This is a genomic window from Thermobaculum sp. T2p (assembly GCF_059335935.1).
On record NZ_JANZYQ010000007.1, the window covers coordinates 80343 to 101786 of the forward strand.

Here is a 21444-nt window from a genome sequence, read left to right on the forward strand (position 1 = left end):
AGGAATGGGAATCATATCTTGGATCATCGTGGGGCTCATCGCTGGGGCATTGGCCAAGTGGATCATGCCTGGTGACGACCCAGGCGGCATCATCGTCACGATCATCATCGGCATCATAGGTGCAGTGATTGGTGGATGGATCGTCAGCCTGTTCGGTGCCGAGGGGGTCAGCGGAATCAACCTGTGGTCGATCATTGTGGCGGTCATCGGGTCCATCGTGCTCCTGGCGATCTACAGGATGGTCGTTGGTAGAAGAGTATAAAGCTATATTTTGAGAAAGGAGTTCGCATAATGTCCAACACACAGGAAAGATCCCTGACTCAGAACGCCCCGCTACAGACGGAGAGGGGCAAGACCACCATCGAGGATGTGGTGGTGGCTAAGATAGCCGGCATGGCCGCGCAGGAGGTAGAGGGCGTGCACATGGGCGGAGGTGCGGCCAGGGCCATAGGAGGCTTGGTCGAGAGAGCCACCGGATCTCCGGGCGTCACCCGTGGCGTGCATGTCGAGGTGGGCGAGCAGGAGGCGGCCGTGGATCTCAACCTCGCTGTCGACTACGGGGTAGCCATACCGGCCGTGGCCGAGGCGGTGCGCAGGAACATCATCAATCGAGTGGAGAGCTTGGTGGGCCTGAAGGTCACCGAGGTGAACATCACAGTGAACGATGTGATCCTGCCCCAGCCGCAGCGCGAGGAGGAGGAAGAGGAAACTCAGAGGGTCCGGTAAGGAGGGGCCAAGTTGGATGAGATATCTCTGGCGAGGGCGGTTGCTGAGGCCGCCCTCGCGGTCCATGGTGTAAGTTCACTGGGTAGAGGTACCTACGCCGAGGCTGCCACGTACGGGGCAGGTGAGAAGGTACAAGGCGTGGTAGTGACGCCCTCGGATGTAAGGGTGCACATTATAGCCTCCTATCCAGATGGTGTGCCCGTCCCCTTGCTGGTCGAGAGGGTGCGGGCAGCGGTCGAGCCGTTAGTAGGGGACCGCATGTTGACCATAGTGGTAGAGGATCTGGAGGGGGTACCTGAAGTTGAACGCTCTCAATAGGTTGCTCATGGTGCTGCTGTCAGCGGCACTGCTCATAGGCGGTATCATAGTATTTATCTACAGTCTCGGGCTATTCGGTTACGACCTGCAGACGCTGTGGGAAGGAGCCCAGCTGGGTGCATGGCGTGACTCCATAGTGCAGCTGGTATCCCAGCTGGAACAAGGCAAGGCTCCAGCGGCCACCATAGCGGTGCTCGTGCTGGTGGTACTGATATGCTTGGTCCTGCTGGTGCTGGAACTCAGGCCTGCGCCCCCCACATGCGCGAAGTTGACGGAGGATGTCTGCTTGCATCCTAGAGTAGTGGACATGGGCACACAGGAGGTGTTGGAGTCCGATGCTGCGGTGCTGGATTCCAAGCGCAGGGTCAAGCTCTACCGCAGAGGAGGTATTGGTCTAAAGTCGTTGGCGCTAGTCAGGCGCGGTGAGGACCTGTCTCAGGCAAGGGCTAGGCTGGATGAAAACCTGCGTAGGTCGCTTATAGAGTCTTGGGGTGTGCCCTTGCGGAAGCTGTCCTTGGACTGCAGGGAGATCGATCCCAGAAGGGCGAAGGTGAGGGTAAAGTGAACGCTTTCAATAGAGTAGTCATTCTGCTCCTCGCGCTGCTCGTGGGAGCGGCGTCCCTGTTGCTGCTGCTCGTGAACTTCGGCGTGCTCTCGCCGTCGGACCTGAACTACTATACGGGCTACAGGTCGGCCGTGGATGGGCTTTCCCGTCTATCTCCGCAAGGCATATCGCCGGGAGGCAGAGCCATCGTCGCGATTGTGGCCCTGGTGGCGGCTTTGATAGGCTTGTCTCTGCTGTTGCGTGAGCTGGCCGTCGTGCGTAACCCACGCGAGGTGGTGGTGGTTGATACTCCTGGCAGGGAGCTCAGACTGACCTCCACCGCTGTGGCCAAGTTGGCTACACAGGCCGCGCGCGAGGCCGGTGCGAGGTCACCGTACGTGAGCCTGCGGTGGCATCGCGGTGCGTTCGAGGTGCAATGCGATGTGGACTGTCCCATGGGCATCAAGCTTGTAGATTATGGTGAGGGCATCAAGACTCGTGTTGCGCAGGAGCTGCAGCTGCAGCGAGTACCGGTGCGACGAGTGCGTGTGGTGCTGTCGAAAGTTAGCAAGAATCGATAAGGAGTAGCAGATGGTAATCAATGCGAAATACTTGGGAGCCCTGGTGGGGGCCTTGGTCGTCCTGCTCATACTATGGCTGGGCTGGGGAGCCACCGCGCTCATCATCCTCGGTGGTATAGTGGGCTACCTGGTTGGGATGTACATCGAGGGCGAACTCGACCTCTCCAGCCTCCAGCGTCGTAGGCAGTACTAGACTTGCACAGCTTCCAGCGTATGTGTTAACCTAGAGCCCAGATACGTTAAACCAGCCAACAACTCAATAGGGGCGCGGCCGCTGCGTGGGGCGCCGCGCCCTGGCGGGCAACCCGCAGGCACCGTACCCGCAATGGGTTAGCCTTCCCTCCTACCACGATCCTCAGAGTCCGTATAAAGCTACATATCTACCTGCGCACGAGTTGGCGCAAAGCTCTCGTGGAAGCTTCATACTGCCATATTTGACGTCGCGCATTTGGGAAAGGAGGGCTACCAGTGACTGTGGTGCACCAAATACTCGAGCGAGCGCTGGAGGGGGATCTGCCGTCTCCGGAGGAAGCGCTGTTGCTGGCTGACTATGATGATCTGCAGTCTCTCATGCAGGTCGCAGCTGCGATGAGGGACGCCGCCCACGCTAACAGGGTATCCTACTCTCGCAAGGTGTTCATCCCATTGACCCACCTCTGCCGCGATGTGTGCCACTACTGCACTTTCGCCTGGTCGCCTCGCAAGGTGGAGAGGGCCTACATGACGCCCGAGGAGGTGCTCGAGGTGGCGCGGGCGGGGGCCAGAGCCGGGTGCAAGGAGGCGCTGTTCACCCTGGGCGACAAGCCGGAGCTGCGCTACAGGGTCGCCAGGGAGGAACTGGAGCGGATGGGACACCCTAGCACCATATCCTACCTGGCGGAGATGTGCGAGCTAGTGCTGCGGGAGACGGGCCTGCTGCCGCACGCCAACCCAGGTGTCATGACCAGCGAGGAGATAGAGGTGCTGCGCAAGGTAACCGTATCCCAAGGAATAATGCTCGAGACAGCCTCGGAACGGCTCTCGCTTAGGGGCGGACCGCACTACGGCTCGCCGGATAAGCACCCCGCCGTGCGAGTCGCGACTATCGAAGCTGCCGGAGAGTTGGCTGTGCCGTTCACCTCCGGCATCCTGATCGGGATAGGAGAGACGCGTCGGGAGAGAATACAGTCGCTCCTGGTGCTGCGTGATCTGCACCGGCGTTATGAGCACATCCAGGAGGTGATCGTGCAGAACTTCCGTGCCAAACCAGGTACTCGCATGGCTGATGCCCCCGAGCCCACCCTGGAGGACCTGCTGTGGACGGTAGCTGTTGCTCGTATAGTCCTGGGGCCTGAGATGAACGTACAGGCGCCTCCCAACCTGAGTCCTGGCACCTATGGAAAACTGATCGAGGCTGGCATCAACGACTGGGGAGGGGTGTCGCCCGTGACGCCCGATCATGTTAACCCGGAGGCTCCTTGGCCGCACCTACGGGAACTGGCCCAGAAGACGGAAGAGGCCGGGAAGGAGCTCGTGGAGAGGCTGGCGATCTACCCCGAATACGTGCGTGAGCCCTCCAGGTGGGTGGATCCCCAGGTGCTGCCCAAGCTGCTGCATCATGCCGACAGCGAGGGCTACGCCCGCACCGACGATTGGTCTCCTGGCAGCTCAGGTGAGCTGCCCGTGGTGTGCGGCGGAGGCAAAGTGTCTGGAGAGCTCCTAGCGATCATCGACGATGCCATGGCCGGTCGAGACCTGGGAGAGCAGGAGGTAGTGCGCCTGTTTGCGGCCAGGGGCAGTGAGTTTCAGGCGGTGTGCGAGGCTGCCGACGAGCTGCGGCGCCGAACGTGCGGTGACGTGGTAACCTATGTCGTCAACCGAAACATCAACTACACCAACATCTGCTACTTCAGGTGCAAGTTCTGCGCGTTCTCCAAGGGCAAGCTCTCGGAGAACCTGCGGGGGGCGCCCTACGACCTGCCGCTGGAGGAGATCGTGCGCCGGGCGCGCGAGGCCTGGGATCGAGGAGCCACCGAGGTGTGCATGCAGGGGGGAATACACCCCGAGTACACAGGCGAGACCTACCTGCGCATCTGCCGGGCCGTGAAGGCGGCCGTGCCCGGGATACACATCCACGCCTTCTCCCCGCTGGAGGTGTGGCAGGGAGCGCAGACGCTGGGCTTGAGCGTGCGGGAGTTCCTCTCGGAGCTGAGGGCCGCCGGGCTGGGTACGCTGCCTGGCACGGCCGCCGAGATCCTCGACGACGAGGTCAGGGCGATCATCTGCCCGGACAAGATCCGGACGGAGCAGTGGCTGGAGGTGATACGTCAGGCGCACCTGCTGGGGATACGCACCACCGCCACCATCATGTACGGGCACGTGGATAGCCCGGTGCACTGGGCGCGGCACCTCCTGCGGATTAAGGGACTGCAGAGGGAGACCGGAGGCTTCACCGAGTTCGTGCCTCTGCCTTTCGTCCACATGGAGGCTCCGATGTTCTGGAAGGGCATGGCCAGGCGTGGCCCGACCTTCCGGGAGGCTGTGCTGATGCACGCAGTTGCCCGTCTAGTGCTCTATCCCGAGATCACGAACATTCAGACCTCCTGGGTGAAGATGGGGGTTGAGGGGGTGAAGCTCTGCCTGCGATCGGGCGCCAACGACCTAGGAGGGACGCTCATGAACGAGAGCATCACCCGCGCCGCCGGTGGGGAGAACGGGCAAGAGCTACCACCGGAGAAGATGGAGGAGATAATCACCTCCATCGGTAGGGTCCCCAGGCAAAGGACGACGCTGTATGGGGAGGTGCCGGAGGATCGTCGGAGGGCGTCGTTCGGCGCACCTCCCCTGCTACCGCTCGTGCAGCCTCCGGTCAAGCGGTATGCACGCAGGTGAGGAGCTGGTGTGGGATCTAGTCCCACACCAGCGTGCCAGCGTTCTGGTACTCCGTGACGCGGGTCTCAAAGAAGTTCTTCTCCTTAGGCAGGTCCATCGTCTCGCTCATCCAGGGGAATGGGTTGCGCGAGCGGTACTGCACCGGCAGCTCTATGCGCTCCAGCCTCCTGTCAGCGATGTACTGCACATACTCGCGGAAGAGGTCCGCGTTGAGCCCCAGCACGCCGTTGGGTAGGCACTCGCGGGCGTAGGCGATCTCGTACTCGACCGCCTGACGGATCATCCCCACGAGGTCGCGGCGCAGCTCCTCCGTCCAGGCTTCGGGGTTCTCCTCCTTGATGGTGTTGATGAGGTCGATGCCGAAGTTGAGGTGCACGGTCTCGTCCCGCAGGATGTACTGGAACTGCTCGCCGATGCCCGTCATGCGGTTCTGGCGATGGAAGGATAGGATCATGACGAAGCCGCTGTAGAAGAATATGCCCTCCATGATCACGTAGAAGCCCACGAGGTTGCGGATGAAGTCCTGGATGCCCTCGAGAGTCTCTGTGGTGAAGTCGGGGTCGAGCACCCGCTCGGTGAGGGACATCACGAACTCGTCCTTTCCCTTGATGGAGTCCACCTCGCGGTACATATTGAAAACCTCACGGCCGTCCAGGCCGAGCGACTCCACTATATAGTGGAAGGCGTGGGTGTGGATGGCCTCCTCGAAGGCCTGGCGCAGCAGGTACTGCCGGGCCTCGGGGTTGGTGATATGCTTGAAGATCGCCAGGACGATGTTGTTGCCGACCAGGCTCTCACCGGTGCTGAAGAAGCCGAGGTTGCGCATGATCACCAGCCTCTCGTCTGGCGTGAGGGCGTCGGAGCGCCACAGCTCGATGTCCTTATGCATCGGCACCTCGGTGGGCATCCAGTGGTTGGCGCAGCCGTTGAGGTAGTGTTCCCACGCCCAAGCGTACTTGAGTGGCCACAGCTGGTTGACGTCCACGGCCTTACAGTTGATCAGCCTCTTGTCCTCCACTCGTATCCTCTGGCTCAGGTCGTACATACCCCCTCTGTCTGGTGTGCAGCAAGCGCTCATATTCTTTCCCTCCTTACTATCTGTGTTGAGATGTTGGTATCAGCTATTGGCAGGCTTCGCAGTCTTCGCCTATCTGGCAGGTGCTCCCCTCACGGACGATCCGCACGCGGCTGGAGGCGGAGCGTGACCTCATCCATCGTGGCTGCACCCCGAAGCGGTTGATATCCATGCTAGCTTTCTCTACATTGGTGGCCCCCACGGCTCGCAGGTAGTAGGTGGTCTTCAGCCCCTTGCGCCAGGCCGCTAGGTAGATCTCGTGCAGCTTCTTGCCGCTGGGCTCGGCGATGTAGATGTTGAGCGACTGCCCCATGTCCACCCACTTCTGCCTGCGGCTAGCGCACTCGATCAGCCACAGCGGGTCGATCTCGTGCGCAGTCAGATACAGGTGCTTGATCTCGCCAGGAATCTCCTCTATCGGCAGGATGGAGCCATCATAGTACTTGATCCTGTCAAGCATCTCTTGGTTCCACAGCCTCAGCCGCTTGAGGTCGGCCACCAGGTAGGGGTTCACGATGGTGAAATCTCCCGACAGGTTGGACTTGACGAAGAGGTTGCGGTAGTGGGGCTCGATCGATTGGGAGACGCCAGCGATGTTGGAGATGGTGGCAGTGGGGGCTATCGCCATGATCTGGGAGTTACGCACACCCCATCGGGCCACGGCCTCGCGCACTGGTCTCCAATCCAGCCTGGCCGTACGGTCCATCTCGAGATCGCCTCCACGCTCGCGCTCCAGCAGCTCGATCGTGTCGATCGGCAGCAGACCGCGACTCCACTTAGAGCCCTCGTAGGATGGGTATCGGCCGCGCTCGGCAGCAAGCTCGCTCGAGGCCAGGATGGCGTGCCAGGAGATGAGCTCCATGGTGTAATCCGAGAACTCGACTGCCTCCTGGCTAGCGTAGGGGATACGCAGCGCGAGCAGCGCGTCGTGGAAGCCCATGATCCCTAGCCCGATGGGGCGGTGCCGGAGGTTGGACCTCCTGGCCTCAGGCGTGGGATAGAAGTTGATGTCGATGACGTTATCGAGCATCCTGACGGCGGTGCGAACGGTATCTGCTAGCTTCTCCTCGTCAAGGCCATCTTCTGATAGATGTTCTACTAGGTTGATGGACCCCAGGTTGCATACCGCCGTCTCCTCACGGCTGGTGGGCAGGAGGATCTCGGTGCACAGGTTGGAGGAGTGGATCACCCCGACGTGGTCCTGCGCTGACCGAATGTTGGAGGGGTCCTTGAAAGCTATCCAAGGGTGGCCGGTCTCCCACAGCATGGAGAGCATCTTCCGCCAGAGCATCTTGGCGTCCACCTGTTTGTGCTGCCGCAGCTTGCCCTCCTCCGCCATGCGCTCGTACTGGACGTAGCGCTCCTCGAAGGCCCTGCCGTACAGCTCGTGGAGGTCGGGCACCTCGTTGGGGGAGAAGAGGGTCCACTTGCCCCCCTCCAGCACCCTTCGCATGAAGAGGTCTGGCACCCAGCTGGCGGTGTGCATGTCGTGCGTGCGCCTGCGGTCGTCGCCCGTGTTCTTGCGCAGCTCGAGGAACTCCTCGAAGTCCAGGTGCCAGGGCTCGAGGTAGCAGCACACCGCGCCCTTGCGCTTGCCGCCCTGGTTGACGGCCACGGCGGTGTCGTTGACGATCTTGAGGAAGGGGATGACCCCTTGGCTCTTGCCGTGTGTACCCTTGATGAGAGCGCCCGTGGCTCGCACCCGCGTCCAGTCGTTGCCCAGTCCGCCCGCCCACTTGGAGAGCTTGGCGTTGTCGCCGATGACCTTGAAGATGTGCTCTAGGTCGTCCTCCACCGTGGAAAGGTAGCAGGAGCTGAGCTGGGGGTGGGGGGTGCCGCTGTTGAACAGCGTGGGGGTGGCGCTGACGAACCGCAGGGAGGACAGCAGCTCGTAGAACTGGATCGCGCGTGCGTTGGGATCGTCCTCGCGCAGCGCCAGTCCCATGGCCACCCTCATCCAGAAGTACTGCGGGGCTTCCAGGCGCCTGCCATCCACGTCCAGTAGGTAACGATCGTAGAGGGTCTGCAGCCCTATGTACTCCAGCTTATGGTCCCTCTCGGGGCTAAGCGCGCGGGACAAGCGTTCCAAATCGAACTTTGCCAGCTCCTCCGAGAGCCTGCCTGCGGAGATACAGGCATGCACATATTGTGGGAACATCTCCCTGTACGTGGTCTCCAGCTCCGCCTCCTGAGGCACTCGCTCCCAAGCCTCCTGGTAGAGCTGCTCTAGCATCAGGCGCGACGCTACCTTATCGTAAGCTGGGTCGCGCTCGATGCGGGCTCGGGCGGCCAGGATCATCGCGGTCCTGATCTGGGCTGGCGTGACCCGGTCGTAGAGGGACCGTACCACCTCGTTCGCCAGCTCATATGGATCGCATTCTGGTAGCCCTCGACAGACATACTCTAGGTGTCGTCGTATGCGATCCGGGTCCAGTGATGCTAAGCTACCGTCTGGGTATACCACTCTGACTCGACTAGTCTCCAGCTCCCTAACTGCAGTCGACATCTCCTTACTCCTTGCTAGTTTTTAGGAGATCCGACCCGGGGGCCTGGAGAGGAAGGACGAGGCAAGAGCAGCGGGAAGGAACAGCACCAGGCATGCTGCTCCACCATGACATCTTTCCTCGGCCCGCCTCACCCTCGAAGGTCGGCACCGCAACCACGCTCGCGCGTGGACCGTCGGCAGGTCTTCGGACTTGCGGGCGGATGGCCTACTCGCCGCGGCTTCCCAGGGAAGTCCCCAGTGCCGTGCTGCGGTTTTCGTTCCCGCTCACCGCTGCGGGGTAGTCCCGGATTCTCACCGGGTTCCCTCTTGCCTCGCTGGCCACACCAGCGAACCGACGGTAATTACAATATATTGAGGTATGTGACAATTGTCAATACTACATATGGGATTTTTATATCCGGAGGTAGCCCTCGATGAGGAGATCAGGGCCTACCTGGGTCACGCTGACCTCGGCTAGCTCGAGGGCGGAGGCCATGTCGGCCACGCCGCGGCCGCCCACCGGCGCGGGGGCGTTCTCACCACCGACCAACTTGGGTGCCACGAACGCCACCACCTTGTCGGCCAGCCCCGCATCTAGCAGGGCACCGTGCAGCGTTCCCCCTCCTTCAACCAGGATGCTGTTGACCCCCATGTCCCCTAGGTATCGCAGCAGAGCCTCCAGGGGCACTCTGCCGTCCTCTGGGTCAAACACCACCACTTTTGCGCCGGCATCCTGCCAGGACCGTCTCTTGTCCTCGGGGGCTAGGGTGGTACATGCTATGAGCGTCCTCCCCGGGGTATCTGACCGTAGCATAGCCGCCTTGACGGGAGTCCTGCCGCGGCTGTCCACCACCACCCTCAGGGGGTGGTGCGGACCACCGTAGCCGCACAGCTCGGCTGGGAGGCGGGTGGTGAGCAGGGGATCGTCGACGAGCACCGTGCCCACGCCCACCATGATGGCGTCCGCCCGGTCCCGTAGCCTATGCACGTGAGTCCTGGCTTCCTCACTGGTGATCCACTTGGAGCTGCCGGTGCGCGTGGCTATACGCCCATCGAGTGTCATGGCGTACTTGAGGGTCACGAACGGCAGGCCGATCCTCATCCTCTTGAGGAAGCCCTCGTTGATTCGCATTGCCTCTCGCCCGCAGAGCCCGATGTGCACCACTATGCCAGCCTCCCTGAGCTGCGCCACACCCTTACCGTCCACCTGGGGGTTGGGATCGAGAGTGGCGACATGCACCTCCCGCACGCACGCCTGGATAACCGCCTCCGTGCAGGGAGGGGTTCTTCCCCAGTGAGAGCAAGGCTCGAGGGTGACGTAGAGGGTAGCTCCTCTAGCTGCTTCCCCGGCTAGGGCCAGCGCTACCACCTCGGCGTGGGGCCCTCCTGGCGGCTGGGTAGCGCCCGCCCCGACCACCTGGCCATCCCTCACGATCACGGCGCCCACGGCTGGGTTGGGCCATGTGCGTCCCAGGGCACTCTGCGCCAGCTCGAGCGCCCTGCGCATGTGCTCTTCGTGTGCGCTAGTGGTTGCCAGCATCTCCTGCATGCTACATAATGGTAACATGCAAGCTGTACAAATTTCCCAAAGGAGCAAGGCATGAAGTCGTTCTTGGGCGCAATCTTTGGCGGTGTGGTGCTTATAGTGGTGACCCTGGTGGTGGGGTACGCCTTGGGGAAGGACCTACACACCCTGGCCGGGGTGATAATGCTCGTCGGGACCCTTGGAATCTACTTCGGGGGCGTGTTCGGCAGCCTGTTCGAGCAGCCTACGAACTAACCCTTGCTTTGGGGCTCTTTTGGGTGTAACCTTACGTAAATGTGTCAACCTCACTGAGTGAAGGGATAACAGCTATTGAGGATCAGGGTAAGGTTATATCCCGAGACGAGTGATGAGATAGTCCTGCCCCTGCACTACAACCACGCGGTGCAGGGGTTTATCTACAGCAACCTGGACGCTGGCCTAGCCCGCTGGGTACACGATGAGGCTCACGCCTATTTTCGCCGCAGCTTCAAGATGTTTACCTTCGCGCGCCTGGGGGGCAGGTACCGCATACACCAGGACCGCATCAGCTTCCTAGATGGGGTGACGATCCGCATAGCTGCGGTGGATGTTGAGCTACTATCCTCTATAGCCGAGCACCTCCTCAAGCGGCCTCAGGTGCGCCTAGGAGATAACGTGTGCATAGTGGACGAGGTGGCGGTGGAGCCCAAGCCCGAGGTGTCTGGGCGGAGCAAGCTGCTCATCAGGGCGGTATCTCCCATCACACTCTACAGCACCCTGACCACCTTCAGGGGCTCTAAGAAGACCTACTACTACTCGCCGTTCGAGAACGAGTGGAACGAGATGGTGCTCTCCAACCTGGCTCGCAAGGCTCTATCTCTGTGCTGGCAGACGGACCCCCAGCGGGACCTAGAAGGTTCCTACCTGCAGCCGGTGCGTGTTAGCAATAGGGATATGGCCGTGGTCACCTACAAAGGCAACATCATCAAGGGCTGGCTGGGCGTGTACGAACTGTACCTGCCGGAGCCCTACTTCTGGCTGGCCTACGATGCCGGCCTGGGCGCCAAGAACGCCCAGGGTTTCGGCATGTTCGACGTGCTGCGCCCCAAGACCCATGGATTCGGTGCATAGATCTCGAACGGTCGACCTTCCACTCTAAGACCTTGGGACTGGGCCGATCTCGAAGCGGCATGCAGGTGTGGGCGAACGATCGCAACACTCCTTGACGGAGACACCTACTACGACCTCCACCATTTCTTGAGCCAGCTTGCACAGCTCTGGATCCTCTCTCACGAGTCCTCCTAAAGGGCAGCTGCGTCCTCGGATCACCAAAGTACCGTCCTCGCGATCCAGCTCCGCTAGCCCTCTCAGCTGTTCGAGGAGCCTCACCGCTGATTCCGCCCTTGCTTCCATGTCGCCTATAGGCTTCGTCTGGGATGATGCCAACGTCCTTCCCACCTCTCGCAGGCATTCCTCCAGTTCTTCCCTTGAGAGACGGCCCTTTAGGGCCTCCATAAGCCTGCCCAGCACCACTGCGTAGGGCTTGGGGAACAGCTCCTCAGCCCGTAGAGTCAGCGAATACTCCTGGGCGGGCTTGCCAACGCCCTTCCTCACGCCGTAAGGCATCACTTGTAGCTCTACACGGCCTGGGTAACGTTGTGGTAGTGGTGCTATTCTTGATATCTTGGTTGCTGAGGACCGGTAGCTCTGACCACTTGCCTTCTGGACTGAGCATAGTGTTGGAAGCGATCGCCATCTTGATCGGAGCGCTTACGGCATGGAGTGGTGGGGAACTGGTGTACCGTCTCGGGATAGGCGTGGACGAGGGAGCCAAGCCGAACGCTCCCAGTTCCCTCTCAGGCAAGTAGGGAACTGGGAACAAGCACACGGTAGCTTCTGTGGTGGAGGCTAAGTGACGAACTGAGGCAGGTAGCTGGCATGGGCCTCCAGCAGCTCGTCCAACATGGCCCGGGCTGCCTTCACATCCCGCACGAGAGGATCGGCTAGCATGGCCTGTATGGCCAGCTGCTTGTTACCCGTGAGGGCCGCGTCCACGGTGAGCTCCTGCTGCCGGATGCGAGCGCTCAGCACCCCTGCTATGCCCTCGGGCAGCTCTCCCACGGCCATGCCCCTCACGCCGTAGCCACTCACCACTCCTGGCACCTCCACAACGCCGTAGGATGGTAGGTTGGGGATCAGGCCCTCGTTGAGCACGTTGACCGCAAGTTCATACTGCGGCCGATCCTGCAGGATGGCCTCCATGATGCTCACGGCCCGCTCGCCCTCGCGTGCCTCATCCAGCAAGTTAGGATCTATGGGGGCGGTGCCCTCCGCCTCCGCCCGCAGGTGCTCCCATAGCGAGCCCTTACCCGACAGGATATCGTTGGTCAGGTCAAGCCCGGGCTGGAGGCCATAGGCCAGGAATCCGCCCTCCATCCGCAGGAAGTGTGGGAAGAACTCGGCTACGTGGCGATCTCCCGGGGAGGGATACAAGCCGTAGATCTCCATGAGGGTAGCGCTGACGAGCTGGAGCCCTTCATAGGGGTCATGGCTCGGCTGGGCGCGGGGGTCCTGCAGGCGCTCGCGCACCATCTCCCTGAACCTTGGGTAGACGTCCTGCCCTCGGTGCCGGATGTCCAGCACCCAGGAGAGGTGGTTCACCCCGGCGGCCACCAGGCTCAGCTCCTCCGGAGGTACGCCCAGATCCCGAGCTATGGCCCGGCGGGTGTGCAGTATGCCGTGGCACAGGCCCACGCATTTGATAGTTGTGGCCTTGTGCACCGCACGGACGTTGACGCTCAGGGGGTTGGTGTAGTTGAAGAGCCAAGCCTCTGGGCACAGCTCCTCCATATCGTGGGCGATGGCCACCAGCTCCGGGATGTGTCGGAGGGCTCGAAAGACTCCTCCCGGTCCCACCGAGTCGCCCACGGTCTGGTAGATGCCGTACTTCTCGGGGATGCGCAAGTCCTGCTCCCAAGCACGTGCACCCCCGACGGCGATCGTTGTGGTCACGAAGTTCGCTCCGGGCAGGGCCTGGCGCCTGTCGGTGGTGCCCTCTACCTGCAGGTTCACGCCTTTCTCCGAGGCCAGTCGCCGCCCCAGCTTGGTCATGATCTCCACCGCGGTAGGGTTGAGGTCCACCAGCACCACCTGGGCGTCCCTCATCACCGGTGACCGTGCCATGTCGGCGAGCAAGCCCGGTGTGAACACCGTGCTACCTGCGCCTATGATCACGACTTTGATCTGAGACATCATCCTCCTCCTAAGCGTATCTGTTACTTGATACCCGTCAGCACGAAGGCGTTGACTATGTACCTCTGGAATATCCCGAACACCACGAACACCGGCAGCACCATCATGGTCGCCGAGGCCATCACTAAGTCGTAGCGCTGGGCGTGGGCGCTGTTGAAGAAGCTCAGCGCCAAGGGCAGCGTCATCTTGTTCAGGTCGTTGATCACCACCAGCGGCCATAGGTAGTCGTTCCAGGAGCCTAGGAACGTAAAGATGCCCAAAGCGGCCAGTGGTGGGCCGACCAGTGGTAAGATCACCCTGGAGTAGATTGAGAACTCGGAGGCGCCGTCCATCCTTGCCGCCTCGATGAGGTCGTTGGGAATGTTGGCGATGAACTGCCGCAGCAGGAACACCCCGAAGGCGCTCACCATGCCGGGTATGATCAGTGCCCAGAGGGTGTTCAGGAGGTGCAGGTAGTCGGTTATCAGGTACATGGGGATCAGCAGCACGGAGAAAGGTACCATCATCGTGCTCAGCAGCAGGATGAACAGCACGTTCTTGCCGGGGAAATCGAACTTGGCGAAGATGTACCCTCCGATCGAGCTGGTAAACAGCGTCAGCAGCGTGACGGAGGCCGCTACGAACACGCTGTTGCGGAACCAGGTGATGTAAGGGGCCGTGCGGATGACCTCCCGGAAGCTGTCGAGCGATGGGTGCTTGGGGATGAGCGAGGGAGGTATCTGGATGATCTCTGCCGGGGTCTTGAAAGCGTTGGACAGCATCAGGAAGAACGGCATGGCGAACGTGATCGCCAGCAGGGTAAGCACCAGGTAGAGCAGGGCCGTGCCCGCCCTAACCGTGCGGGTCTTGGTGATGGTACCTGCCTGTGCTGCCGTAGCTGTTGTTTCGGTCGTGTGCACCGTCATATCAGTACTCCCATCGCGTGCGCAGCAGCCGCAGCTGCACGAGCGTGATCACCAGGATGATGAGCATCAGCACCACGGACATGGCTGAGGCGTAGCCCATCTGGAAGTCCTGGAAGCCTTTGAGGTAGATGTAGAGCACCAGCGTCTCACTTGAGTGGATGGGGCCGCCGCCGGTCATCACCTGGACATGGGTGAACTCCTGCAGGTAGGAGATCATGGTGAGCACCAGCACGAAGACCAGCGTGCGCTGCAGCAGCGGGATGGTGATGTAACGAAAGCGCGCCCATGCACCTGCGCCGTCCACCTTGGCGGCGTCGTAGAACTCGTCTGGAATACCCTGCAGCCCCGCTAGGAACACGATGATGTTGTAGCCCAGGTCCTGCCAGAGAGCAGCGACCATCACCGCCCATAGCGCCGTGCTTGGATCGGCCAGCCAAGCCCTGGTGGGCAGTCCCAGGGCGCTCAGGAAGGTGTTGAGCCAGCCCGCCATGGGGTCGTAGATGGGCTGCCAGATGAGCGATACTACCACCGCCGAGGTGATCGCGGGCATGAAGAAAGATGCCCTGAACAGCGCCCTCAGCCGCGTGATCTTGTTCAGTCCCATGGCTATGGGTAGGGAGACCACGAGGTTAAGGGGCACGGCCACGAACGCGAACTTCAGGGTATTTCCGAGGGCGTTGAGGAAGAAGGGATCCTTGGTAAAAGCGAAGGTGTAGTTGCGCAGTCCCACGAACGGCACGGTGGGGGATAGTTGGTTGTACCTGTGGAGGCTCAGCCAGATCACCCAAGCGATGGGCAGGAACGAGAACACAGCGAACAGCAGCATGATGGGCGTCAGCCAGGTGGCGACGAACAACATGCGCCTGGAGTGGCCGGGTGGATAGCTGCGATGCCTATGCGTTCTGTGCGCGATGACGGCCATGGCTACACCTCCCCGCTAGGGCCCTACGTGCTCATCGATCATGGCGTTGATCTTCTTCTCGGCGTCCTTGAGCGCGTCCTCCGGCGACATCTTGCCCAGCTCGACCGACGTGAAGGCGTCGTGCACGTACTGCCAGAAGCGATCCCTGTCCTGCACGGGCCCAACCCACTGGCCGTACTGCAGCACCTCGAAGGAGGTCTTGATCTGCGGAGCGTTTTGCAGGATCTTCTTGTCGTCCTTTAGCTCCTTGAGGGAGGGGATGGTGAAGGTCAGGATGTTCCAGTCGCGCAGGTTCTCCGGCTGGTGGATGAACTCGATGAACTTCCAAGCGGCCTCCTTGATCTCGGGCTTGGCCTTGGCGTTGACCACCTCGCCCCAGCCGGACTCGGCCGCGAACTTGGGCTCGGTGCCGGCGTAGGGTGGCATGGGCACGTAGTCGAACTTGAACTGGGGGAACTGTTCCTTGGCGACGGCTATGACCCAGGGGCCCCGCATGGCCATCCCAGCCTTGCCCCGGAAGAATATCTCGTAGGAATCCCCGGTGTAGGCCTGCTCGCTGTCCACCTTGTACTTGGTCACCAGTGCGGTCTCATCGGCCCAGGCCTTCTTGGCCGCATCGGTGGAGAAGTCCACGTGCACGCCGTCCTTGGCCCAGTAGGTAGCGCCCTGCTGCAGGATCATCGATAGGAACAGGAAGGTGATGCTGTCGTTGTTGGTGAAGGCAAAGCCCACCTGCTGGATCTTCCCCTTCTGGTCGCGCTTGGTCAGGCGCTGAGCGTCCGACACCAGCTCCGCCCAGGTCTTGGGGTAGGCCTTGATGTTGGCCTCCTGGAATAGCTTGGGGTTGGCCAGCATTCCGCCGTTCTCCAGGTTGTACTCATTGGGCATACCATAGTACTTGCCCTCCCACTTGTAGGCGCCCAGGGCTGCGGGCCAGAACTTGTCCTCCATCGAGCCCGCGATGTCGGGCGGCACGGGCTCCAGGAGGCCGTTCTTGGCGTAGTCCGTCACCCAGGTACCGAACATCTGCTGCATGTCTGCCACGGTGCCGGATCTATAACCCGCCTGCAGCTTGCGGATGAACACGTCGTACGGAAAGTACTGATACACGATGTGGATGTTGGGATTGGCCTGCTCGAACCTGCGGATCATCTCCTTATTAGCGGCGACGAACGCTGGGTTGTTGTGTGTCCACCAGGTGACGTTGGTCTTACCAGCTATGGGGGTGGACACCGATACTCCCTTGGCCTCGACCGTAGCGGTTAGGCTGGCTGGGGGTAGTGTAGGCTGAGCACCTCCCCCTGGCGCGCCACAGCCTGCCAGCGACAACCCCGCCAGCGCTGCAGCTTGTAGGAATCGTCTTCTTGTTAGGGCTTGCTTAGGAATACGTCCATGTGACACCTTGCTCCTCCTGAACTTTTAATGACCTGAAGATCCGACAAGATGGTCTTAAGCCCTATAACCATCACCTCCCCGCTTAGACAACGTCTACCTTTATGCCCTGTTCCCGCAGTGCAGCGATATCATCCTGCGGGGCAGCCTTGTCTGTAATTACCCTGCGTATCCGTCTGATCGGCGCCACTCGGATGGTGGCTACTCTGCCGAACTTCGTATGGTCGGCCAGCACGATCACCTCACGAGAGGCGTCCATCAGAGCTCTATCCACCTGTACCTCGGCCATGTCGTCCGCCGAGAGGCCATAGTCGGCATGGATGGCGGGGGTGCCCATGAAGAGCTTGTCGGCCCGTATGTTCTCCAGCGCCTCCTCCGTCAATACACCTAGCAGGCTGAGGTGGCCATGACGCAGGACGCCCCCCAGGACTATCACGGTGATGTTAGGGTAGGCTGCCAGCAGGTTGGCTATGTTGAGTGCACTCGTGATGACCGTGAGGTCGCGCTTGTCCGCCAGGTAGGGGATCATCTCGGCAGTCGTCGTGCCGCCTGACACCATGATGGAGTCGCCGTCATCGACGTACTGCGCGGCGGCCTTTCCTATGCGCCTCTTCTCCTCTACCTGGAGTGCGGCCCGACTGAGGAGCGGGGGCTCTGGAAATCCCTGAGTGTGTCTCATCCTGCGTGGTACGCCACCGCCGTGCGCCCGTTCGATCAGTCCCTTCCTGCTGAGGAGCAGGAGGTCACGTCGTATAGTCGCCTCGCTCACACCGAACTGCCTGCTTAGCTCGGCCACGGTGGCGCCGTTGTTCTCCTCGATGAAGCTGACTATCTGTTGCCTTCGCTCCGCATCCAACATCTTGGCCCCGCCTCTCTTCCTGAGGTTAGGTAATACTACTACTGCCAAACGCAAATGTCAATATTTGATTGCTCGAATATGATCATAGATGCTCTTTTATGATCGTTTATGGCTCGCGGACAAAAAATATGTGGGGGAGGCGCTCGCCTCCCCCACGCGCAGGGGGTAGGAGTAGTGGGTGATGTTCAGGATGTTTCGTAGGAGGGGCGTTGCTTGGATCGCTCTGTCCCCTCAGCCTCCTCGTCGGAGTAGTAGAACTCTCCGGTCTCGACCACTGGCGCTGTGTGATGGCTCCTGCGCAGCGGCAGCTCGGGCAGGAATAGCGTGACTATGGTGGACACGAGCACCGCAGCAGCCGCCACCAGGAAGATGCCGGTGATCGCTGAGGAGAGCGATACCTTGATTGACTCCATCAGCTGTCGCAGGATCTGCTCCCCCTGCGGGCCCATCTGCGCGAAGGCCTGCTGCATGGCCTGGCGCGCTTCCGGACTGACCAGCACCTGGGGGTTGTCCAGTGCCTTCAGCCTGTCGGCCGGCACGATCTGGGTCAGCTGCCTGGGCAGGTTGGTCTGCAGAGCGTCCTGGAACCTATTGTTGAGGAGCGAACCGTAGATCGCCACACCTATCGTTCCACCGATGGATCGGAAGAACTGCAAGGAGCTTGTACCTACGCCTAGCATCTTGTAGGGCAGCGCGTTCTGGACTGCCATGGTGAACACGGGCATCGTGACTCCGAGCCCCAGGCCAGTGATCACCATATTACGTACCACGAGGGCGTTCGTAGCGGAGGCGTCCATCCTCGATAGCAGATACAGGCCGCCTGTCATGACCAGCAGGCCAATGATGGTAATGGCCTTGTACTTGCCGGTACGCGATATGATCTGGCCCGACACTATGCTTGAGAAGATCAGCGCGAACATCATCGGCATCAGGATCGTGCCGCTGCTCGTCGCCGAAGTGCCGATCACGCCCTGCACGAACAGGGGGATGTACATGATCGCCCCGAACATGCCTGCCGAGGTGATGAAGGTCGAGATGACCGACACCGTGAAGGTACGGTTGCGAAAGAGCGATAGTGGTATCACCGGCTCCTGCGCCCTGGTCTCTAGCCAGACGAAGCCCAGCAGCATGATCGCCGAGAAGGCTAGCAGCCCGATTATGCGGCTGGAACCCCAGGGATACTCGGTGCCCGCCCAGGAGAAGGCTATTAGCATGGGCACCACGCCGAAGATCAGCGCCAGCACTCCCCAGTAGTCTATAGAGCGCTCGTGCCCGTGGGGCTTGATGTGCGGGAAGAAGAAGAACAGCGTGGCCAGAGCCAGCACCCCGATGGGGACGTTGACGTAGAACACCCAGCGCCAGTTGAGATTGTCGGTAATCCAGCCCCCGAGGGTCGGCCCTACGATGCTTGCCAAACCGAACACAGCGCTGAACACGCCCTGGATCTTGCCCCTCTCAGCTGGCGGGAACAAGTCGCCCACTACCGTGAAGGCTATAGCCTGCATGACGCCGGCGCCCACGCCTTGCAGCCCTCTGAAGAGTATCAGCTGGGTCATCGTCTGGCTGAGGCCGCACAGCCAGGAGGCCACTAGGAAGGTAGCCACACCTCCTAGGTAGAACCACTTGCGCCCGTAGATGTCTGAGAGCTTGCCGAATATCGGCACCATCGTGGTCGATGTCACCATGTACGCCGTGAACACCCAGGCGTAGTGGTTGAAGCCTTTGAGCTCGGCTATCACCCTGGGCATCGCTGTGCCCACAACCGTCTGATCCAGTGCGGCCAGCAACATCGCTAGAATCAGGCCGGCTAGGGTGAGATAGATCTGCCTGCGCGGCAACTGGCTCAGGCTTGTCGTTTGTGGTGTCGCAACCGTAGCTTGTGCCATATATGTATCCCTCCTCAGATCTAAACTAACTTCTCGCCCTCGCGTTGGGCTTGATAGGCCTCCTTGAGCTCAGAGGCGCACTCATCCATCTTGAGCAGCAGGCGCCGAAGCTCCTCCTGCTCCTGCTCCTCCAGGCAGGCCACGACCTCGCCCAAGGCTCCAAGCACCTTCTCCCGTCCCGACTCGAGCAGGTCGCGTCCCTTATCGGTCAAGGAGAGGTACACCGCCCTCCGGTCGTCGTTGCCCCTCTCCCGATGCACCAGGCCGTGCTCGACGAGCGTGTCCACCATGCTGGTGGCGGCGGGCAGGGAGACGAACATCTTCCTCGCGAGGTCGCTGGGTTGCTTGCAGCCGTAGGCGATGGCTCCCAGCGCAAAGAGCTGCTGGATGCTCAGCCCAAGCTGCTGGCTCTCCTGACGGAGTGTGTGGGTCAAAACCCACCGCAGATGGAACATCAGGGAGAATATCAGCTCAGCACATTGGTGTTGAGTAGCGTGCATTCTTATCACCTTCCGAATACCCATCTAAAATTTCAACCTGATTAATTGTTAAGCTACTTTAGTATATTACTTTTTAATCTCTTGTCAAGGAACATTTGCCCTCGGATCTTAGTTAGATTAGGTAGCTACCAGGTTGGAGGCGATATGGCTAACTGGCGTGGCTTGTTCACACTGCGCAGGTGGGAGATCTTGTGGGTGGCGCTCGTGCTGTCGTTGCTTGGGATGCACGCCTGTCCCCGGACGGTGGAGGGTACTCCCGTGCGCCCCAACGTCGTGCTGATCGTCACCGATGACCAGCGCGTGGGCACCCTTGGAGTGATGCCCCATACCCGCTACTGGTTGATGCGTGGGGGCACGTACTTCAGCCACGCCTACGTTACCACGCCGCTGTGCTGTCCCTCGCGCAGCTCGATCTTCACCGGGCTGTACGCCCACAACCACGGCGTGCTGCAGAACGTTTACACGGAGCGTCTGCCCCAGCAGCTGACGATCCAACACTACCTCCAGAGGGCCGGCTACATCACGGCGATCTTCGGCAAGTACCTCAACTACTGGGACATAGATAAGGCCCCTCCATACTTTGATCGCTGGGGGATACAAGAGCCAGATCACTACAACGCCCTCTTCAACGAGCAAGGGAGGTTGGAGCGCGTGCCTGGATACTCCACGGACCACGTCGCGGACGACGCCGTGGAGTTCATCCGCGAGAGGGCAGCCGCGGGGGATGGGCGTCCGTTCTTCTTGTACGTCGCCCCCCACGTGCCCCACGCGCCGTTCCAACCTCCCGAGAGGTACGCGGCCGTGTACGTGCCTCCCTTCCATGGTGATCCCGCCACGTGTGAGCGGGACATATCCGACAAGCCTCCGTTCGTGCGCAGGTTGGAGCGCACTCACCGCGTGGAGCACTACCAGCTGCCTCCGGACGACCGTGGGCGCATGCGTTGGTCGAGTGCTCAGCGGCAGCGCTACTTCACGCAGATCATCCCCACCCAGCAGGAGAGGATGCTCATGGCTGCCGATGACCTGGTGAACAGGGTGATGAGCACGCTGCACAGCACGAGACTGGATCGCAACACCCTGGTGATCTACATCTCGGACAACGGTTTCCTTTGGGGTGAGCATGGGCTGGTGTCTAAGTCCTGGCCCTATACGCAGTCCGTGCAGGTGCCCATGATGATGCGCTGGCCCGGGCATGTACCCGCTGGTGCAGTGGACGACCGCCTGGTAGCCAACATAGACATAGCTCCCACCATAGTGCAGGCCACTGGTGTTCAGATCGATGCCCCCATGGACGGCCATTCCCTGCTGGATCAGGGCTTCCATCGTTCGGTGCTGCTTCTAGAACACTGGTCACCTACCTGGGTGTCGCTGATCACTCCCAGCTACCAATATGTGGAATACTATCACGACTGGGGACTGCAACACATGACGTTTAGGGAGTACTACGACCTGCGTAGAGATCCCTGGGAGCTGCAAAATCTGCTGAGCGGGATATCCACGAGCAAGGGCTTACCTCTAGAGAGGCTCCACCAGCAGCTGCGGGAGTACGAGAGGTGTCGGGCCTTCACCTGCCCTTAGGAGTGGAAATGATGGCCGGGTTGTGACATATTTGTACTAATATAAA

22 protein-coding genes and 1 riboswitch are annotated in these 21444 nt (G+C 60.8%); of the genes, 11 read left to right on the forward strand and 11 right to left on the reverse strand.

The genetic code is table 11. The features are described 5' to 3' along the window. Positions 1-4 precede the first annotated feature (4 nt). From N2245_RS03670 to cofH, 7 genes are all read left to right on the forward strand, one after another. The gene (locus N2245_RS03670; RefSeq protein ID WP_494535378.1) at positions 5-262 is read left to right on the forward strand and encodes a GlsB/YeaQ/YmgE family stress response membrane protein; all 258 of its coding nucleotides are present in this window, start codon (positions 5-7) and stop codon (positions 260-262) included. Between the two features lie 29 nt (positions 263-291). Further along, the gene (locus N2245_RS03675; RefSeq protein ID WP_494535379.1) at positions 292-726 is read left to right on the forward strand and encodes an Asp23/Gls24 family envelope stress response protein; all 435 of its coding nucleotides are present in this window, start codon (positions 292-294) and stop codon (positions 724-726) included. A 12-nt stretch (positions 727-738) separates the two neighbouring features. Then, positions 739-1044 carry a hypothetical protein gene (locus tag N2245_RS03680; protein ID WP_494535380.1) on the forward strand — a complete coding sequence of 102 codons (306 nt, stop codon included), beginning with the start codon at positions 739-741 and terminating at the stop codon, positions 1042-1044. Further along, positions 1028-1609 carry a hypothetical protein gene (locus tag N2245_RS03685; RefSeq protein ID WP_494535381.1) on the forward strand — a complete coding sequence of 194 codons (582 nt, stop codon included), beginning with the start codon at positions 1028-1030 and terminating at the stop codon, positions 1607-1609. Before N2245_RS03680 ends, N2245_RS03685 begins: the two co-directional genes overlap by 17 nt. After that, positions 1606-2169, forward strand: coding sequence for a hypothetical protein (locus tag N2245_RS03690; protein WP_494535382.1), 564 nt, complete (start codon positions 1606-1608; stop codon positions 2167-2169). The genes N2245_RS03685 and N2245_RS03690 overlap by 4 nt, the downstream gene beginning before the upstream one ends. A gap of 10 nt (positions 2170-2179) precedes the next feature. Beyond that, complete coding sequence (locus tag N2245_RS03695; RefSeq protein WP_494535383.1) at positions 2180-2362, forward strand: DUF2273 domain-containing protein; 183 nt, start codon at positions 2180-2182, stop codon at positions 2360-2362. Positions 2363-2637: 275 nt separating this feature from the next. Continuing rightward, positions 2638-5040, forward strand: coding sequence for a 5-amino-6-(D-ribitylamino)uracil--L-tyrosine 4-hydroxyphenyl transferase CofH (gene cofH / locus N2245_RS03700; RefSeq protein WP_494535384.1), 2403 nt, complete (start codon positions 2638-2640; stop codon positions 5038-5040). Positions 5041-5056: 16 nt separating this feature from the next. Here the strand turns inward: cofH and N2245_RS03705 are convergent, their stop codons facing one another. The 3 genes from N2245_RS03705 to ribD all read right to left on the reverse strand — a co-directional run bounded on the left by N2245_RS03705 (position 5057) and on the right by ribD (position 10140). After that, on the reverse strand, positions 5057-6118 hold the full coding sequence (locus N2245_RS03705) for a ribonucleotide-diphosphate reductase subunit beta (RefSeq protein ID WP_494535385.1): 1062 nt from the start codon (positions 6116-6118) through the stop codon (positions 5057-5059). Between the two features lie 43 nt (positions 6119-6161). Continuing rightward, complete coding sequence (locus tag N2245_RS03710) at positions 6162-8621, reverse strand: ribonucleoside-diphosphate reductase subunit alpha (RefSeq protein WP_494535386.1); 2460 nt, start codon at positions 8619-8621, stop codon at positions 6162-6164. 158 nt (positions 8622-8779) lie between these two features. Beyond that, positions 8780-8972: riboswitch (cobalamin riboswitch) on the reverse strand. Between the two features lie 40 nt (positions 8973-9012). Next, on the reverse strand, positions 9013-10140 hold the full coding sequence (gene ribD / locus N2245_RS03715) for a bifunctional diaminohydroxyphosphoribosylaminopyrimidine deaminase/5-amino-6-(5-phosphoribosylamino)uracil reductase RibD (RefSeq protein ID WP_494535387.1): 1128 nt from the start codon (positions 10138-10140) through the stop codon (positions 9013-9015). 60 nt (positions 10141-10200) lie between these two features. Between ribD and N2245_RS03720 the strand changes: the two genes are divergently transcribed. Both N2245_RS03720 and cas6 read left to right on the forward strand, forming a co-directional pair. Continuing rightward, positions 10201-10380, forward strand: coding sequence for a hypothetical protein (locus N2245_RS03720; RefSeq protein WP_494535388.1), 180 nt, complete (start codon positions 10201-10203; stop codon positions 10378-10380). Between the two features lie 75 nt (positions 10381-10455). Further along, complete coding sequence (cas6, locus tag N2245_RS03725; protein WP_494535389.1) at positions 10456-11235, forward strand: CRISPR-associated endoribonuclease Cas6; 780 nt, start codon at positions 10456-10458, stop codon at positions 11233-11235. Positions 11236-11259: 24 nt separating this feature from the next. Here cas6 and N2245_RS03730 read toward each other — a convergent pair whose 3' ends face one another. Then, positions 11260-11730 (reverse strand): helix-turn-helix domain-containing protein, encoded by a 471-nt coding sequence (locus N2245_RS03730; protein WP_494535390.1) that lies wholly within the window; start codon positions 11728-11730, stop codon positions 11260-11262. A 32-nt stretch (positions 11731-11762) separates the two neighbouring features. On the opposite strand from N2245_RS03730, the gene N2245_RS03735 reads away from it, so the two are divergent. Next, positions 11763-11972 (forward strand): DUF2231 domain-containing protein, encoded by a 210-nt coding sequence (locus tag N2245_RS03735; RefSeq protein ID WP_494535391.1) that lies wholly within the window; start codon positions 11763-11765, stop codon positions 11970-11972. Between the two features lie 40 nt (positions 11973-12012). Here N2245_RS03735 and N2245_RS03740 read toward each other — a convergent pair whose 3' ends face one another. The 7 genes from N2245_RS03740 to N2245_RS03770 form a co-directional block, all read right to left on the reverse strand. Then, a complete protein-coding gene (locus tag N2245_RS03740; protein WP_494535392.1) occupies positions 12013-13356 on the reverse strand; it encodes a family 4 glycosyl hydrolase in 1344 nt (447 codons plus the stop codon). 23 nt (positions 13357-13379) lie between these two features. Next, positions 13380-14261 (reverse strand): carbohydrate ABC transporter permease, encoded by an 882-nt coding sequence (locus N2245_RS03745; RefSeq protein ID WP_494535393.1) that lies wholly within the window; start codon positions 14259-14261, stop codon positions 13380-13382. Position 14262: 1 nt separating this feature from the next. Then, positions 14263-15120, reverse strand: coding sequence for a carbohydrate ABC transporter permease (locus N2245_RS03750; RefSeq protein WP_494535394.1), 858 nt, complete (start codon positions 15118-15120; stop codon positions 14263-14265). A gap of 78 nt (positions 15121-15198) precedes the next feature. Continuing rightward, positions 15199-16584 (reverse strand): ABC transporter substrate-binding protein, encoded by a 1386-nt coding sequence (locus N2245_RS03755; RefSeq protein WP_494535395.1) that lies wholly within the window; start codon positions 16582-16584, stop codon positions 15199-15201. 76 nt (positions 16585-16660) lie between these two features. Then, entirely contained in the window at positions 16661-17482 is an 822-nt protein-coding gene (locus tag N2245_RS03760; protein ID WP_494535396.1) for a DeoR/GlpR family DNA-binding transcription regulator, read from the reverse strand. 137 nt (positions 17483-17619) lie between these two features. Beyond that, on the reverse strand, positions 17620-19320 hold the full coding sequence (locus tag N2245_RS03765) for an MDR family MFS transporter (RefSeq protein WP_494535397.1): 1701 nt from the start codon (positions 19318-19320) through the stop codon (positions 17620-17622). Between the two features lie 20 nt (positions 19321-19340). Further along, positions 19341-19820 carry a MarR family transcriptional regulator gene (locus N2245_RS03770; RefSeq protein ID WP_494535398.1) on the reverse strand — a complete coding sequence of 160 codons (480 nt, stop codon included), beginning with the start codon at positions 19818-19820 and terminating at the stop codon, positions 19341-19343. 144 nt (positions 19821-19964) lie between these two features. Here N2245_RS03770 and N2245_RS03775 point away from each other — a divergent pair, with 144 nt between their 5' ends. Beyond that, the gene (locus N2245_RS03775) at positions 19965-21398 is read left to right on the forward strand and encodes a sulfatase family protein (RefSeq protein WP_494535399.1); all 1434 of its coding nucleotides are present in this window, start codon (positions 19965-19967) and stop codon (positions 21396-21398) included. Positions 21399-21444 lie beyond the last annotated feature (46 nt).

Bases quoted from the DNA above. Each gene is read 5' to 3' on its own strand.
- N2245_RS03670 (WP_494535378.1), top strand. From the start codon at position 5: ATGGGAATCATATCTTGGATCATCGTGGGGCTCATCGCTGGGGCATTG.
- ribD (WP_494535387.1), bottom strand. From the start codon at position 10,140: ATGCTGGCAACCACTAGCGCACACGAAGAGCACATGCGCAGGGCGCTC.
- N2245_RS03730 (WP_494535390.1), bottom strand. From the start codon at position 11,730: ATGCCTTACGGCGTGAGGAAGGGCGTTGGCAAGCCCGCCCAGGAGTAT.
- N2245_RS03745 (WP_494535393.1), bottom strand. From the start codon at position 14,261: ATGACGGTGCACACGACCGAAACAACAGCTACGGCAGCACAGGCAGGT.
- N2245_RS03775 (WP_494535399.1), top strand. From the start codon at position 19,965: ATGGCTAACTGGCGTGGCTTGTTCACACTGCGCAGGTGGGAGATCTTG.
- N2245_RS03675 (WP_494535379.1), top strand. From the start codon at position 292: ATGTCCAACACACAGGAAAGATCCCTGACTCAGAACGCCCCGCTACAG.
- N2245_RS03750 (WP_494535394.1), bottom strand. From the start codon at position 15,120: ATGTTGTTCGTCGCCACCTGGCTGACGCCCATCATGCTGCTGTTCGCT.
- N2245_RS03695 (WP_494535383.1), top strand. From the start codon at position 2,180: ATGGTAATCAATGCGAAATACTTGGGAGCCCTGGTGGGGGCCTTGGTC.
- N2245_RS03765 (WP_494535397.1), bottom strand. From the start codon at position 19,320: ATGGCACAAGCTACGGTTGCGACACCACAAACGACAAGCCTGAGCCAG.
- N2245_RS03770 (WP_494535398.1), bottom strand. From the start codon at position 19,820: ATGCACGCTACTCAACACCAATGTGCTGAGCTGATATTCTCCCTGATG.
- N2245_RS03705 (WP_494535385.1), bottom strand. From the start codon at position 6,118: ATGAGCGCTTGCTGCACACCAGACAGAGGGGGTATGTACGACCTGAGC.
- N2245_RS03710 (WP_494535386.1), bottom strand. From the start codon at position 8,621: ATGTCGACTGCAGTTAGGGAGCTGGAGACTAGTCGAGTCAGAGTGGTA.
- N2245_RS03720 (WP_494535388.1), top strand. From the start codon at position 10,201: ATGAAGTCGTTCTTGGGCGCAATCTTTGGCGGTGTGGTGCTTATAGTG.
- N2245_RS03740 (WP_494535392.1), bottom strand. From the start codon at position 13,356: ATGTCTCAGATCAAAGTCGTGATCATAGGCGCAGGTAGCACGGTGTTC.